We start from the raw sequence: 16,350 nt of genomic DNA, 5'->3' as shown, positions 1-16,350 counted from the left end.
TTTTTAAGGTAACCGAGGAAATTGATTAAAATTAGGCTTTCGTTTTTCTAAAAATGCTTGTTTCCCTTCTTGAGCTTCTTCAGTCATGTAATAAAGCATGGTCGCATTACCTGCTAAGTCAAGAAGGCCTACTTGTCCATCACAATCAGCATTCAAACAAGCTTTTAAACAACGAAGAGCTAAGGGAGAATGCTGTAAAATTTCACGACACCATTTTAAAGTCTCTTTTTCAAGCTGCTCTAAAGGGACAACACAGTTGACAAGTCCCATTTCTAAAGCTTCTTTAGCATCATATTGACGGCATAAATACCAAATTTCTCGCGCTTTTTTTTGCCCTACAATACGAGCTAAATAACTGCTTCCCAATCCACCGTCAAATGATCCAACTTTTGGCCCAACTTGCCCAAAACGTGCATTATTTGCTGCAATTGTTAAATCACAAACGATGTGTAAGACATGTCCACCTCCAATTGCATAACCAGCCACCATGGCAATGATAGGTTTTGGCAAAGAGCGAATTTGTTTTTGCAAGTCTAAGACATTTAAACGTGGAACACCGTCTTGTCCAATGTAGCCTTCTTCTGAACGAACTCTTTGATCACCTCCTGAACAGAACGCGTGAGGCCCTTCTCCCGTCAATATAATCACGCCAATTGTTGAGTCATTACGACAAATATCAAAAGCTTCTTGCATTTCTTGAATTGTTTCAGGACGAAAAGCATTTCGCACCTCAGGTCTATTAATAGTAATTTTTGCTATTCCATCTTCTGTTTTTTCTAACCTAATATCCTGATAAGTTTTAATTTTTTCCCAACTTACTGTCGTTAACATATCCCCTCTTATCCTTAAAATGCTAAAAATGCAATTACAATTCCTATGGAATTATCTGTGATTGAAAAGATCTATATCATTTTATGTATTTATGCACAAAATACTTGAATTTGTTTTCCAATATAAAAATTAAAATAAATTTTATATATTTTAAATGTGTTATTTTATATAAAATAAATAAAAAATTTGAATTTATATAACTAAATTTTAATATTATCTTGTTTACATAGAATTAAAAAAGGTAAAATGAACATAATTAAATCTAGTCTAATTGAAAATCGATAAAAAAAGGCATTTTCTCCCCTAACGCATTTATAATGCAGCTGAAAAAGTTGCTTGGCTGCTGTTTGCCTAGAAAAAGCAATAAATTTATCAGCCAACATAGCACTTGTATTTTATGTACAAGTACTGTTTTTTTAAGTGCGTTAAAAATATTTTGACGAAGATTTTCTCACGAGTAAAATAAAACATTTGTTCTAGTGGAAAGGAACTTTTTAGAATTTATGCTCAGGTCAACAATCAATTTAAAGTTTAACAGGTTATTCAGTTGCGCAAGCTGGAATAGAAATGATCTAGATACTAGAAGAAGCCAATAGAAAATTTTTAAAGAAGATTAATGATAATTTTATACTTATGATTTCAAGTGTGAAAAAGTTGACAGCAGAATTTTTTGATATTTAATTATTAGTAGCTGAAATTGGACGTGAATTTGAATCACAAAAAAATAAAACCTCTAAACTTTATGAAGAAGCGCAAAAATTATTTGCTCAAGCTCAGCAAGCGTTTAATAAAAATCGGGAAGAAATTGGATTAGTTCAAATCCATAGTTTACGTAAGCTCTTAAACAATTTGAATGATTGTTGAAAAAACTCAATTAAATATGACTACTGAAAAAGAGAAATTGGAAATCAACATCAACTGTTAAGGTGGAAAGCGTGTAGATAATGCCAGAAATTTGCTAGAGTTTTTCCCAGTTTTTGAAGCAAATAAGGGCGATGTGATGATACTGAGCACTTAAAAGACAAGTTATTAAAGGGTAAAATTTATCCCTGGATGTATAGGCGTAAAAAGCCCAGATGGGTAATTGAGAAAAGTGTTTCAGCTATAAAAGCGGAGGTGGAAAGTTGAAAGAGGCATCTCGTTAGCTGCGAAGGAATTTCAGAAGGTTTGTCACAAGTTGGAATTGAAAAGTAAAATATTGAATAAAATTTTTATTTTTTAGCTTGATAAGATTTTGGGTCGATCGATTAGGGGTCTAGATTCACAAGCTTAAACAGTTGGACGAAATTCTAGCAACCTAATTTTTTTCATTCTTTGTTAAATCTTCATAGTAAATTTTTCAAATTTTAAATTGAATTGGGGTGTTTTTTTCTGATAATATCCTCCTAGCACGAATTTTTCTTAACCAAAGGATAGTCAATTCATGCAAAGCACTTATTCTCTCTCACCCCTATCGTTTAGTGACCAACCATCGAAATTTCGATACTTAGATAGCCTCGATGCGATTGCGGCGACTATCACAAAGAAAAAATATTCCCAAGCCATCGAGCAGTTTAACGTTTTCATGGCCTATTTACCACTTCATGTAGAAAAAGAAGTGCTTGAAAAGGCTTTTGACTGCCTCTGCACGCTCATCCCTGTTATAAATGCTCCTCAAGAGGTGGAAGAGAGTTTACGTTTACTACTTTATATGACATCAAGCTCTTGTTTTACACAACACCAACAGCTACTGGCTATCGAGCTGGCCAAGTGGCACTATAAAAAAGGAAAAGAAGAGGAGCAAGAGAATAAACAAATTAAATATTTCATCGATGCCATTCACTATGTAGGAAAAGCTCAGATTATCTCGAAGGATTCCTCAGATCTCCAATATTTAGCTTCGCGACTTTTTAAAGCCGCTTCAACATCTCTTGGCATTTTTAAGCAGCGTTTAGAACAAGCGGTGGGGAAAAATGATAGCCAGCAAGTCGTGCAACTCGTCACAAATCTCGAAACGCGCTTTGAACCTATTTGCTGTACGAGTGAAAAGTATGCTTTTATTAAATTATTCTATAAACAAGTGCATGCAGTTGTCTCGCATACGTTAATAACACGGGGACTAGAACGGATAGAGACAAGTGGGCTGCGTACTCTGCATGAAACGATGCGCCATTACTTAAAAAGTGACTCCCCTCCCACTAACTGTTTTGTCACGGCTAAATATCGAAAAGAACTAGATACTTATCGCGAAGATTTTCACACGTTCTATCAGATGATCGATCTGCAAAAGTTTAAGATAGAAGAAGTGCGTACTTTTCAAAGGAAAGTTTCTGCGCGCTTGATCACTTTTCTGCACGCTTTAATCGAGGATGCCTTTGCCATTTTAGGAGATCCTCCTTGCTTATATAATTTACGGGCGATGGGATCTTTGGCAAAAGAAGAGGTTTGTCCCCGCTCCGACTTGGAATGGTGCATTCTCATTGAAGGGATTGAGCATCGCCCGTACTTTGTAAAATTAGCTCGCCTGTTAGAGCTACAGGTGATAGGCTTAGGAGAAGATCCAGCACAAGGTTTGCCCGTTTTTACTTGCATCGCAGCTAAACACCGCTCCGGTTTGCATATCGATTCTGGCGGTAATCCAGCTGTTGTCATCGATCTTATCAACACGCCCGATGGATTGGCTCAAATGCAGAAAATGGAGGGCTATTCCTCTAATTCGCCTAGTAATACGCTGCGTAAGACAATTTCTTTACATCAAAACACCCCTACGCTCTTTGACCTCTACCAAACGAAAATGCGCACCTATCTCGATGAAGAGTTGCCACAAGCAAGAGAAATCAGGCGCAAGAGCCAGGCGCTACAGCTGCTGACAGATCGACTACAGACCTATGAAGAGATTTGGTGTCACCCCTTTAAAGAAAAATTCATCGATCTAAAAAAGAGCTACATGGAGCTACTCCATCACCTTTTAAATGATTTATCTCTTTATTTTGGCATGGAAGAATCCAATACCCTCGACCTCATCGACGTACTCGTGAAAAAAGAAATTTTCACGGTCGAAAGTGGCTTCTTATTGCAAGAAGCGGCCGTAGCCATTTACCTAAAAAGAGTGGACCTGCATTTTATTTATGAGGAACAAAAAGAAGACGTTAGCCTAGAAGATTTTGGTAGTGAAAAAGAAATCCTTGCAAAAATTTATTGGCTTGTGCTGCGCCCTCTTTACCGCAAATTAAAGCATTGTATTTCCAATCTGGACTCTCATTTTCAACAAATCGATCTACTTCAAGAGGCTTATTATAAAGAGGAGCTACACCCCGATAAAATAGAAAATCTAAAGCCATGGATAGCTCATTTCGTGCATTATCTAGTTTCCAGACAACGAACTAATGCGTTTGATCAGGCTTGGCATTGGCATGAAGTTTACTACCACAAACTTTCCCAGATGACATTTACAGAACCTCTAAGAGAAATCTATCTTAATATTTTGAATAGTTATGCAGAGCAGGGAAACTTTGCTGCGTTAAGCGCTTATCTTGCCTCTATCCCTAATCCAAGCGGGATTAGACAAAGTCAGCGCTTAGAAGAAGAGCGGTTCCAACAAGCGATTCTAGCGATGACAACCGACCAGCCGAATCCAGACGATCCCTTCCAAGTCAAGGTCCGCTGCCCGACATTGCCTGATACCCCCCGGTATCTCAGACAAGCAGTAAGCGAACAAATTTTAGAAGAAACAGGCAATCTCAAACGGCAATACAAAAATAGCGCTCACCGCGTGGTAGGTGCCTCCTATGAAGGCTACCATCTACATTTTAAACAAAAACCAACCCATCCTCTGCTGGAATATGCCATCCATGCGCTGACGGCACGCATTGCGGGTCATCTAAGTCCTCCGACTGAGCTAGCACGCTTTGAGGTCGACGTAAAAGGAAAGAAACAAATCTATCCCGTCTTAATTTCAAAAACAATTCAAGGGCAAACATTAGAAAACGCAGAAAAGCTAGATGTCAAGCAACTGACCTGGGCTTGCCTGTGTGCCTTATTGACCCGCCCAGGAGATGGACGGTTTCCCAACTATGTTGTCGAAGAAGAGACGCAACGCATTTTCTGCGTGGATAACGATATTTCTTTTGTAGAACCCGTCATCCACCACTTCGTCGGACATAAGGTACATTTTTCCTCAGCTCTTTTTTGCTTACCTTCTAACTACCACCTAGATCCTGAAGTGTTGCAGGCTTTTCTTCGTTTAGAGCCCAACCTCATCCTCAATAGTTGGCTCGAAGACTTAATCAAAAAAGACGAGACTTATCGTACTCTTCACCTCTTTACCACCGAAGAGGAAAAAAATTTATATGAGGAAGATCGTGAAGATCGCTTTAAAGGAACGCTTCTTTTACGCAGCGGGACGGTGACGAATCTACTTATTCAATTTTACCATTTGCAAGACTGCTTGAACCAAGCCTTAAAAGACAAAAAGGATCTCATCTCTCTCGATCTTTTACACTATCTCGTCAACTTGCGGGGCAGTCAAAAGCAAGCTTTAGACCGCTGGGTTTACTCTAAATATAAGCAAGCTAACGCAAGCAGCTTAAATCCCAGACAAAGGCTACAACAAGCGATCGATCGTCAGGTAGACATTTCTCTCACTTCCGCCCAAGCCGACGCAGCCAGCTTTGGCAAGCCCCCAACGTTTGAAGAAATTCAACAGCGCGAAGAATACTCCCCCGAAAAAGCCCAAAGCGAGCTTTTTGCTTTTACCTTAAGTCGGTGCTTTTCCCATGTTCTGTTTGGCGAAAACAAAGAAGGGGAATGGATTGAAGCAGATTTTAAACGCATGGCCAAAGGGAAAAGTCTCGATCGAGAGCGGCAAGGTCTCGTTTTAAATGCCTTAATCTTTTTAATGAAAAATAAAGGTCTTCGACCCAGAAAAGTCACTTTGATGAACTGTGCTGTTTTAGATCACACCACTTTAAAATCTTTTTTGCATGTTGAGCTTGAATATTTAAATTTAAGCGGTTGCCCTTTTGTTAAAGAAGAGACCATTCAGGAAATTGAAAAGAGCTGTCCTAACCTTAAAACGCTTTATTTAAACCGTTGTGCGCAGTTACGTGCATTTGAAAAATCACGCTTTCCCCTTACACCGACCTATTTGCAGTTTGCCAAATTAGAAGAATTACAACTCACGCGGTGTGAGACGCTTGCCTCAATCCAGTTAGATGCCCCTCTTTTGCATACCCTAAAAGCAGATAAAAATCCCCAGTTAAAAATGCTTTTTTTCAAAGCATTTGCTCCCTATGTCAGAGGAAATTTCACAAAATGTCCGGTGTTAGATTTAGAAACAATCAAAAAAGAAGTAGTGAGCAAAACTTTAAGAGAAATAAAAACTTTAGAAATTGACCATATACAATTATTTAAACTTTATATGAATAATTCGAACCTCACCATGCTTAACTTTTTTGACAAAAGAATAAGTGATGAGGGAGCGGAAGTTATTGCTAATGGATTTGCTTTCAATACTGCTCTTAATATACTCGATCTCAGAAATAATCAAATCAGCGATAAGGGAGCAAAAACAATCGCTCAGGCTATTGCTTCCAATACCGCTCTCTGGCACCTCCAACTCGGAAATAACCAAATCAGCGATGAGGGAGCAGAAGCAATTGCTCAGTCTCTTGCTTCCAATACTGTTCTTAAAACAATTGATCTCAGTAATAACCAAATAAGCAATAGTGGAGCCGAAGCACTTGCTCAGGCTCTTACTTCCAATACTACTCTGAGGAGAATTTATCTTGAAAATAATCAAATCAGTGATAGTGGAGCCGAAGCGTTTGCCCAGGCTCTTACTTCCAATACTACTCTGAGTACGTTTTATTTTTACGGAAATCCATTAAACAAAAGAGGAAGGCTAGCTCTTGCTGAGCTAAGTCATGAAGTTATTTTTGATGAAAGCTATCGAGTATTAGCGATTTAATCGAAACAGTTATTACAAAACAATCGAAACACTTCAATAATAGCTATCACTATTAAATGAGGTGTAATTTAAATTGACAAGTCCATATTTCCTTATTTGTTGTTTAAATAGCTGCTGTAAAGTTAATAAGTTGTATGGCTAGAACTTCTGAGTGCATTTTAAGGCGAACAAAAATGGACAACATAAACTAAAGAACTAAAATTTAATTCTCTATTAATAAGCCTCTATTTTTAGCTACCGTCTGCTGTCTAGATAAAGGCTGTAAAAAAAGCTGCTGCTGAATATGATTATCAATTTTTAAAATTCCTTTCTCAAATATTTATTTTTAACAAACAATGTTTAAATGAGGATTATTATTTTATTTTATCAATTGCATTATCGAATATTTAAGTCCTTCTATGGATAGGTTGTAAGTACCTAGACAAAAAATTCCCAAGCTTAATGAGCTATAGCCGCTTTGCTTATTTAAAGAAGAATCTCTTTATTCTTTTATTTGCTTAACTTCTAGGCGTAAGAGGCGAAATAACAAGAATTAATTTTAAGGAATGTTTTTATTGATTCTACCGCAATAGATGTTTGCCATCATAAGCAAACGCATTGAAAGGAATAAGGTTTTCAAGGGTTTGATAAAGAAAGGGAAAATAACCTCAAGATGGTTTTTTCACAGATTTAAATTAACGCCAGTTTAACGTCAGTTATCTTTCGGCTAACTTTTGAGGGATCTTTGTTGAAAAAGAGGGCTATGATTGAAAGTGTAAATACTCTATTGAAAAGTAGCTGTCAGAGAGAACAGCATCGGCACCGAAGTCGATGGAACTTTCTTAGCCATCTATTGGCAGGTCTTGCTAATTATTGCTTGAATCCATCCAATCCTCACCTGTTCTTTTCAAATATTGAAATCGAAGCTGCTAGGTTCCTAGAATATTTTCGAGGGTTTTTTACGTTAAACTGGCCTTCTTCATTTTTTCTGCACTTGATCGCTCAGGAAAATGGAAAGAAATTTTCTACTTACACAACAATTGATTAAAACCTATGAATAAAATCAAATTGTCAATGCTTCAACAAAAATTGATAACTGCAATTTAAAGATATCAGGACAGAGCCAAGGAACTCTATGCCCCGCTCCTTTAACAGATAAGTGGAAAGATAACGGATGTTTAAAATAAAGCTGTTGGCCTAATTGAGAAAATTTTTTATCTTTCTCACCAGTCATCCATAAAATGGGAAAAGGAATTAGGCCTATTTTTTCTTTTAAATCTTCTTGTTTCCCCAATGAAAAGTTTCTTAGGTGCATAGCTAGATTCGACCGTTGATAATCATTATGAAAACGATAAAAAATGAGGTCTTTCGCAAATATATCTTGTGCATTCCATTGCTTTATTAAAGATTCCCATTCTTCAGTTTCAAAAAGAACGGCCCATTTTTCATCCTGATCCAATCGTTTTTCTTTTTCGTTTTCTTGAGATAAACCTGGATGGGTAGAAATCAGAATTCCTCCTTTCCATAAAACTGGATCTTGACACAACGCATGTAATCCCAATCTTCCCCCCATCGAATAGCCGAGCAAAATAGGAAAATGAGGAGGTTGTTTTCTAACAAATGCATTAAAATGCTCTGCCCAAATCGATAAATCTGTACACGAAAAAGAGTTCACATCGATTTTTTTTATTTGTGTAAATTTAAACAGGTCCCAATCCGATGGAAGGCCTAAAAAGCCGGGAATTGCCCATAAAATATAAGGAAGATCCCCCATTACAACCTCTGCATTTTCTTTCTTAATCGATCTGTAGCAGAGGGGTCAGGGACAAGTTCAATTAATCGACTTGTTTGACTACCAAGAATAGTTGTAGGAATTTCATGCCAACAATCGTATTCCCAACCCCAAAAATCTGCGAAAGCTTTAAAATTTAATTGATGGGAGTTAAGAAAGGACGGATGAGCAAATTTAGGTGCAAAAATTTGTCCACCACTATTATTGACAACCACAACATTCACTTTTAGTGGCTGAATTTGATGGATCACCCAAGGGGCAATCATGTCATAAAGAGTGGTTAAATCTCCCAAAATTGCCCAATTGTTTTGCTCAGGACTTGCCAATCCAAGAAATGTTGATAACTGTCCCTCAATTCCATTGGCACCTCGATTAGCAAAAACTTGGAAGCGTTTATTTGTCCAGTCTGCAGCTTGATCCCACTCTCGAATCGGAAGGCTATTACCTACATAAATTTTCGATTCTTCCGAAATTTTTTTAGATAGTAAATGAAAAAGGCTTAGCTCAGCAAGCGGCTCTTCTTCGAAAAGTTTCAATAATTTTAATTGATACGATCGATTAGCATTTTTCCAAGCTTGAAAAGAATAAATAGGTTTAGAAGAGAGTTTATAGTTTTTAAAAAATTCTCTTAAAGAAGTATGAATAATATTTCCGTTCGTTAATCCAGCAAACGGATTTTCACTAACAGAGCAAACCTTCACGTTATTTGTCTCTTCCAAATCTCTCCATAATCTCGCTGTTGGAATACCTCCAATCCGAAGAATTCCATCAATAGGATAACCATGCTGACTCGAACAATTCCAGGCATCTTCTATCGATTCGATTCTCAAATTTTCTAGCAAAACGTTTTCTCTTAAACCTGATTGCGCCTCTAAATACACTGGTGCTTTTAAATGGCGTAAAAACGAGAGAATGGGTGTTGTTTCATTTTGATTTAAAGCTCCAACAATCACCAATGGAAACTGACACTTTTGAATAAATTCATCGAGTAAATGACTATCATCACACAAAATAGGTTTTGGTGTAAAAATTCCCCTCGAAAAACTTCGAGCACATTCCAGGTTATCATTTTTGGAGGGTTCTTCAAAACAGACATTTAAATGACAAGGGCCTCTACCTGACCATTGATCAAGTTGAAAAAACTCATTTTCTGCTAAGTCTTTCTCTAAAATTGTATAACAACTAAAAATTCCTACTTGCTCAATGGATTGAGGTGCTCCAGACAATCGAAATCGCCTTGGACGATCAGCTGTGATCAACAGCAAAGGTAGGCTTGTATAATACGCTTCAATGGTTGCTGGAAGGAGCTCTGCAACAGCTGTTCCTGAAGTTGTCACGACAGCAATAGGTTGATAAGTGGCTTTAATTCGACCCACAGCGAAAAATGCCGCTGATCTTTCCTCACTCCAATAATAAACTTTAATAGTTGAAATTTGCGCTAAAAGATAAACGAAAGCTGCATTACGAGCCCCGGGCGCTACACAAAATTCTTTGATTCCATATTGAAGGGCTTGTTCAATAACGTGTAAAGCCAACTCATGATTCATAAATCTAATCCATTTTTAACAGCTTGTAATTTTAAACAAAGTTCCTCCCACTCTTGATCTAACTGACTTTCTGATACCACACCACAACCAGCTCCTATTTTCATTCCTTGATCATTCCATTGGACATTGCGTATAGCGACATAACAATTTTTAATTCCTTTTTCTGGAAAACAGAGCCCGACTGGCGCTCCAAACGAATTTCGATCCAATTGGTTTTGATAGTGGCACAACCACTCCTCTCCTTTTTGTCTCGGAAAAGCTCCAAGAGCAGGTGTCGGATGCAAAGCTCTAACTAGAACTTCAAAAGAAGTCGGTTGATACAAAGACATTTCAATAGGAGTCATTAAATGAGTTAATATAGGAAGTTGTAAAAGCTGTCGCTGTCCTATAGAAACTTTCCCAAGTGATGCTAAACTTTCACAAATTCCTTCAACAACTACCTGATGTTCAAACAACTCTTTTCTATCTAATGAAAAAGGATTTGCATTTTCCAATTTTTTCGTCCCTGCCAAAGCCATTGTTTTGACTAAATGGGTATTTTGGTTATTCCATTCAAATAATATTTCCGGAGTTAGACCTAAGATGCCTTTTTCGCTATCCCAACATCCATATAAATGAACGGATGATATAGAGAGCTGTTCTAATGCTTTTTTAAGAGATGTTTTTAATTGATTCAATGTCATCTTTGTATGAGAGTGGGCAAAAATATAGGGAACGGCTTTTTCTAATTGTTTTTGTTCGAATAATTGCTTTAATTGATAGAAGTTTTCTTGAAATAAGAATTGATTTTCAATCATCCATTCCGGCCGTAAAATAGCGGGTGGATTCAAAAAGTTGATTAAGTATTTAGTTTCAATTATTTTCCAATCAGAAAATTGAATCCAAGGAAAAGAAGACTTCAAAAAAAAATCTGGATAATAGAAAGCCGGCATAGTCGGATCCAAATTTTTAGAAGAAGCGTATGATTGCCGAGAGCCAAAAGCCACCAAAATCAAATCTGGACTCAGACTTGCGATAGCTCCTGACTTCAAAAACCGTTGATTTATTATCACAAAATTCCTCTGAAGAATCAATTTAAAGATCATAACCCAAAAGATTATTCAGGTTATGAATCAATTACTATTTTCAAAAGTTGCTTCTATCAAAATATCAGCATAAATACTGAATTTCAACGAGGAAAAAAATCCTAATTCTACCTAACGATATATTTTTTATGTTTTACCAATTAATTTAGGCATTAATCAACTAACTTTAAGGTTTTATCTTTACTGAAATAGGTAACGACACCCTTCCAAACTGATCGACGGAAACAATATAATAGGTATAAGAACTCTGTTTACGGCGATTATGAATATAATACTCAGTTGTATTATAAGGAATTTTCGCGACCAATTTTTTCAGATTTTCGTCAGAGAAAATTTTATATCCAATAGGACTTTCGCCACTTAAAGGAAGTTTCCATTGTAACACGTCAATATAATCCGTTTGATTAACAAATCGATTAGAAGTTCGATAACCATGTAAACTTCTTGGCGGTAAAATTACTTGGTTTTGATTGAGCGTCACAGTTGCTAATACTTCATTAGAATTGACCAAATTTAAGTTCAAATTAATTCCCTGGGCAATGGCTGTGTTCGTAATAGTCTCTTGCAAAATATCACTTTCAGTGACTACATAAGAGGCTGTAGTTGTCAACGATTGATTAGGGAATAATGTTGTGCTAGGAAGACTGACAAAGGGAATTTTATTATCCTCAATTTTTATAGATTCAATCTCTTCATCTCCTAAATTAGTTAATTGATAAGTATAAGTGATTAGCTCACCAACTGCAGAAAATAGCGTAGGGTTAGCTTTCTTTATCAAATTAAGAGGAAGAAATGGCAAAGTGATTGAAGAGTTTGCAACCGCTGTATTATCATTACTTGTGTCCCCTCCTGCTATTGCACCACAAACAATTTCTTTTAGATCAATATCATATTGTGTCACGACGTATTCGCCCATCCCTGTTGCGGGTTGATCTATTTTGACTGTTGTTTGGTCAAGAAGAATGTCTCCTTCCAGCAATGGACAACTTACAGTGACATTTGTATATGTCTGTGTTGATGATGTCGTAGATACAATAAATGTATACCCGATTACTTGGCCCACTTTTACAAAAGAAGGGATATCAGCATTAATCGTTAAAATGAAAGGCTCTTCTTGCTCAAGGTAGGATTTGGAGTCTAATAAAGGGTGGTTTGTCTCAAGCGCAGATGTTGAAGCACTCAAATATTGATTAAGAAATAGACTTATCCAAAATAATAAAAATGTTAATGATTTGGTTGGATAGATGAAATAGGCTTTCATTGTTCACCTTTGATATAGATTTTTTAGCTTAGCGAAACACACGAACTTTTGAAAACCCATAACAAATTTCGCCTTTAATTTCTTCGTTTAATTATTTTTTGCTATAAATTTTTATTGAAATCGGCGCCGACTTTTTTCCAAATTGGTCCTCTGAAACTATGTAATAGGTATAAGACCGATGTTTGTGGCGATTATGAATACGATACTCTGTTATATGATAACCAGAAACTTTGGCAACAAGTTTCTTTAACCCAACATCGGAAAAAATTTTATATCCAGTTGGAACTTCTCCTGCAGAGGGAATTTGCCATTGCAACACGTCAATATAATCCGTTTGATTGACAAATTGATTAGAAGTTCGATAACCCCGTAAATCTCTAGGTGGTAATATTGTCTGAGTTTCATCAACCATCACAGTCGTTATTGCTGAATTAGATTGAATCGGGTTTAAACGCATATTAGTTCCTCTAGCAATTGTCATATTCGTAATGCTTCCTTGCAAAATATCACTTTCAGTGACTACATAAGAGGCAGTAGTTGTCAAAGACTGTCTAGGGAGTAATGTTGTAACAGGAAGATTGACAAATGAGATTTTATCGTCTTCAATTACAATATTTTCAAGGGTCACATTCCCCTGATTGGTTAAATCATATCGATAATTAATAATTTCTCCTATGGTGCTGATAACTGCCGGAACAGCTGTTTTAGCTAATGCAAAATCAAACGTTTCTTGAGCATTGACAACGCATGTCACGTTGTTAGAAAATACTTCACCCTCAAATTGATTTTTACCCGATGCTCGGGCAATATTAACGATTTCTCCAGCATCTAAATCTGATTGAGTCACATGATAAGTTTGCGTTAAAGTCGCTAATTTACCTACTTCTAAGAGTGGGGCGATTTTCATAGTTCCTAATTTATCGTCTTCAATTTCAACGGATTGAAAGTTCTCATCTCCTAAATTCGTGACTTGATAAGTATAAGTGATTTTCTCGTCAATAGTAGAAAATAGCATAGGACTAGCCTCTTTTGTCAAATTAAGCGGAACATAGGGTAAAGTGAGAGAAGCCGACGCAGTAAATGTCTCACCTGACTCTGTAGAACCTACCGCTAGTGCGGTGATGACAATTTTTTGTTGGCTGATATCCTCTGCCGAGGCAAGATAGAGGCCAGAACCTGTTGCTGATTGGTTAAGGCTAACTGTCTTTTGGTCGAGCAGAACAACCCATCCCAACAACTGACAAGTGACGTTGACATCTTTGAAAGTCAAAGTAGGTGAAGTTGTTGATACAACAAAAGTAAAATTAATGACCTGACCCGTTTTTACAAAAGTGGAATGATCGGCAGTGATCGTTAAATTGAAAGGCTCTTCTTGCTCAAGATAGGATTTGGAGTCTAATAAAAGGTGGTTTGTCTCAAGCGCAGATGTTGAAGCACTCAAATACTGATTAAGTAATAGACTTACCCAAAACAATAAAAAAGTCGATAATCTGGTTGGATAGATGAAATAGGTTTTCATTGTTCTCCTTTGATATGGATTTTTTAGCTTCGCGAAGTATACGGAACTTTTGAAAACCCATATCAAATTTCATCTTTAATTTCTTCGTTTAATTATTTTTTGCTATAAATTTTTATTGAAATCGGCCGCCGACATTTTTCCAAATTGGTCCTCTGAAGCCATGTAATAAGTATAAGGCCGGTGTTTGTGGCGATTATGAATGCGATACTCTGTTATATGATAACCAGAAACTTTGGCAACAAGTTTCTTCAATCTAAACATTGAAAAAAAATTTTATATTCAGTTGGAATTTCTCCTGCAGAGGGAATTTTTTCATTTCAATACATCTGTAGTATCCAGTTTGTTCTAGAAAACTATTAGAAGTACGATAACCTCATAAATTTTTATCCAGTAAAAACTACTTAGCCAAAACCATCGCAGTAGCAACGAGGCTATTAGAAATAGTCAGTTTCCCTGTGATTATATTCCATCTACAAAAGTAATATTAATGTTTGTTTTTATAATTTAAAATAAATTTTAACAATAAACATTAAAGATCTATAATCAAACTTTTAACTTAAAAACTTTCTCTAAGTACGAAATAATGGAAAAAGGTCAAAGATGTTAAATCCAGGCCAATTTTAAAAATAAATTTTCTAAACAAATATTTAAAGATGTCGAACGTTGAAGTAATAGACGGGCTTCTTCAATACTTTTTTGAACTATTTCTAAGGGTAAAAGTTTTCCTCTTTGTAATATCTGCTCAATGCTTTCAGCATAATCGCTGTGAATTAACAATGATTTGTTTTGAGTCAGTTGTAAGAGGTGCAAATCCCGATACCAAGCGAAAAGTTGATCAAATAAAGTTTCTACGTCTTGTAGAAAAATCTGCGTGCACCTTCCCTCGATTTCTTTTTCAAGATGTTGTTGATGCGCTGTGGATAATTGCTCACTAAATAACTTTAGAAATTCCTCTTTGGCTTTTTCTTCAAAGAGTTTTTTAGAAAGTTCAATTTGTGCCACTAATTCTCCAACAATTTGAGTAAATTCTTTATAACTCGTTAAAGGCAATTGGGAAAGTGTATTCAATAGAAAAATACGACTTTCATCCCCTTTTTTTTGAATCAATTGAACAGCTCTTCCTAAAGATCCTTGTGATAAGCTTGCTATGTTTTGAGCAAATTCAGTTTCTAAATACATTCGTTTGACCAATACTTTTTCAATTTCATTTGCATGAATTGGTTGAAAATGAAGTGTTCGACAACGAGAGACAATTGTTGGTAAAAGGGCTGCTTGTGATTGACTTAGTAGAATGATCACTGTTTTTGGTGGAGGCTCTTCAAAAGTTTTTAATAGCGTGTTAGCACTAACACTCAACATGCGTTCAGCATCATGAATAATAAAAATCTTCCAAGGGGCTTCATAAGGAGGTAAGTGAACTTCTTCACTTAATTCTCTAAGCGACTGAATACTATGTAGGCCTAACTTTCCTTCAGGACGATAAATATGAATATCAGGATGCAACCCACTTTCTATTTTATGCTTATTTTTTTCTTCTTGTTCACAGATTAATTGACTCGCTAATGCATAGGCAAATAGCCCTTTCCCAACTCCATTTGGTCCAGCAAAAAGTAAAGAATTTCCGATAGCTTTTTTTACAAGCATTCTTTGCAGATAAATTTTAATAGGATCATTACCAACGAGAAAAGAAAAAGAAGAGGGAAATTTGTTCAAATTTTCAACTCCGAGTCAGGCCATTGCTCTTCTAAAAATTCAAGCGCTTTTTGTAAAACTTTTGATTGACTTTCATTAGCATCAATACGATATATTCGCTGAGGTTCTTGCTGGACAAGAGATAAAAAAGCCTGACGAACACGTTCGTGAAATTCAATTTTTTCGGATTCGATGCGATCTAATTGCCCCATTTGCGCATGATCTTTTTGGATTTTTTGAGTACGTGCTAAGCCAATCTCTGGAGACACATCTAGAAATAATGTCCAATCAGGAAGTATCTCTGCGCAAACAAGTTGGCAAAAATTTTGTATTTTTTTAGCATCTAAACTTCGTGCTGCTCCTTGATAAGCAATCGTAGAATCATTAAAACGATCACAAAGCACAATTTTTCCAGCTTTAAGCGCTGGTTGAATTAACTCTTCAACATGTTGAGCTCTTGCAGCCAAAAATAATAATAATTCTGCTTGGTGTCCAATAGAGATGCTATCCTCATGATTCAACAACAAATGTCGAATTGATTCACCAAGCTTTGTTCCTCCAGGTTCACGTGTTTGAATGACTTCAAACCCTTTATTCCGAAAATAGTCTCCTAGTTGGTTGAGAAGAGTCGATTTACCAGACCCCTCTCCTCCTTCGATTGTGATAAAATACCCCTTAAATTTCGTTGAAGACATGA

The 16,350-nt window shown here is 36.4% G+C and carries 9 protein-coding genes and 1 pseudogene; 2 read left to right on the top strand and 8 right to left on the bottom strand.

What is annotated here, in order from left to right:
- Window positions 1-3 precede the first annotated feature (3 nt).
- On the bottom strand, window positions 4-831 hold the full coding sequence (menB, locus tag BU804_RS02435; protein WP_075882842.1) for a 1,4-dihydroxy-2-naphthoyl-CoA synthase: 828 nt from the start codon (window positions 829-831) through the stop codon (window positions 4-6).
- Window positions 832-2,254: 1,423 nt separating this feature from the next.
- Between menB and BU804_RS02425 the strand changes: the two genes are divergently transcribed.
- Together BU804_RS02425 and BU804_RS14470 are read left to right on the top strand one after the other, a co-directional pair.
- Window positions 2,255-6,778: a hypothetical protein gene (locus tag BU804_RS02425; protein WP_075882840.1), complete on the top strand. Its 4,524-nt coding sequence runs from the start codon at window positions 2,255-2,257 to the stop codon at window positions 6,776-6,778.
- Between the two features lie 343 nt (window positions 6,779-7,121).
- Window positions 7,122-7,658, top strand: a pseudogene (locus tag BU804_RS14470) (transposase); the annotation flags it as partial.
- Between the two features lie 162 nt (window positions 7,659-7,820).
- Here BU804_RS14470 and BU804_RS02415 read toward each other — a convergent pair.
- The 7 genes from BU804_RS02415 to tmk all read right to left on the bottom strand — a co-directional run bounded on the left by BU804_RS02415 (window position 7,821) and on the right by tmk (window position 16,348).
- A complete protein-coding gene (locus tag BU804_RS02415) occupies window positions 7,821-8,531 on the bottom strand; it encodes an alpha/beta fold hydrolase (protein WP_075882838.1) in 711 nt (236 codons plus the stop codon).
- The gene (menD, locus tag BU804_RS02410; RefSeq protein ID WP_075882837.1) at window positions 8,531-10,096 is read right to left on the bottom strand and encodes a 2-succinyl-5-enolpyruvyl-6-hydroxy-3-cyclohexene-1-carboxylic-acid synthase; all 1,566 of its coding nucleotides are present in this window, start codon (window positions 10,094-10,096) and stop codon (window positions 8,531-8,533) included. Before menD ends, BU804_RS02415 begins: the two co-directional genes overlap by 1 nt.
- Window positions 10,093-11,148 (bottom strand): chorismate-binding protein, encoded by a 1,056-nt coding sequence (locus BU804_RS02405; RefSeq protein WP_158024999.1) that lies wholly within the window; start codon window positions 11,146-11,148, stop codon window positions 10,093-10,095. Before BU804_RS02405 ends, menD begins: the two co-directional genes overlap by 4 nt.
- A 199-nt stretch (window positions 11,149-11,347) precedes the next feature.
- The gene (locus BU804_RS02400) at window positions 11,348-12,442 is read right to left on the bottom strand and encodes a DUF7507 domain-containing protein (RefSeq protein ID WP_075882835.1); all 1,095 of its coding nucleotides are present in this window, start codon (window positions 12,440-12,442) and stop codon (window positions 11,348-11,350) included.
- A gap of 91 nt (window positions 12,443-12,533) precedes the next feature.
- Complete coding sequence (locus BU804_RS02395; protein ID WP_075882834.1) at window positions 12,534-13,961, bottom strand: DUF7507 domain-containing protein; 1,428 nt, start codon at window positions 13,959-13,961, stop codon at window positions 12,534-12,536.
- A gap of 603 nt (window positions 13,962-14,564) precedes the next feature.
- Entirely contained in the window at window positions 14,565-15,674 is a 1,110-nt protein-coding gene (locus BU804_RS02390; protein WP_075882833.1) for an AAA family ATPase, read from the bottom strand.
- On the bottom strand, window positions 15,671-16,348 hold the full coding sequence (gene tmk, locus BU804_RS02385; protein ID WP_075882832.1) for a dTMP kinase: 678 nt from the start codon (window positions 16,346-16,348) through the stop codon (window positions 15,671-15,673). The genes BU804_RS02390 and tmk overlap by 4 nt, the downstream gene beginning before the upstream one ends.
- Window positions 16,349-16,350 lie beyond the last annotated feature (2 nt).

The sequence above is a fragment of the Candidatus Protochlamydia sp. W-9 genome, from assembly GCF_001950615.1.
Taxonomy (GTDB): domain Bacteria; phylum Chlamydiota; class Chlamydiia; order Chlamydiales; family Parachlamydiaceae; genus Protochlamydia; species Protochlamydia amoebophila.
The sequence above is the reverse complement of the archived record's forward strand: the minus strand, read 5'-3'. Positions and strand labels throughout refer to the sequence as shown.

Bases quoted from the DNA above. Each gene is read 5' to 3' on its own strand.
- menB (WP_075882842.1), bottom strand. From the start codon at position 831: ATGTTAACGACAGTAAGTTGGGAAAAAATTAAAACTTATCAGGATATT.
- BU804_RS02425 (WP_075882840.1), top strand. From the start codon at position 2,255: ATGCAAAGCACTTATTCTCTCTCACCCCTATCGTTTAGTGACCAACCA.
- BU804_RS02415 (WP_075882838.1), bottom strand. From the start codon at position 8,531: ATGGGGGATCTTCCTTATATTTTATGGGCAATTCCCGGCTTTTTAGGC.
- menD (WP_075882837.1), bottom strand. From the start codon at position 10,096: ATGAATCATGAGTTGGCTTTACACGTTATTGAACAAGCCCTTCAATAT.
- BU804_RS02400 (WP_075882835.1), bottom strand. From the start codon at position 12,442: ATGAAAGCCTATTTCATCTATCCAACCAAATCATTAACATTTTTATTA.
- BU804_RS02395 (WP_075882834.1), bottom strand. From the start codon at position 13,961: ATGAAAACCTATTTCATCTATCCAACCAGATTATCGACTTTTTTATTG.
- tmk (WP_075882832.1), bottom strand. From the start codon at position 16,348: ATGTCTTCAACGAAATTTAAGGGGTATTTTATCACAATCGAAGGAGGA.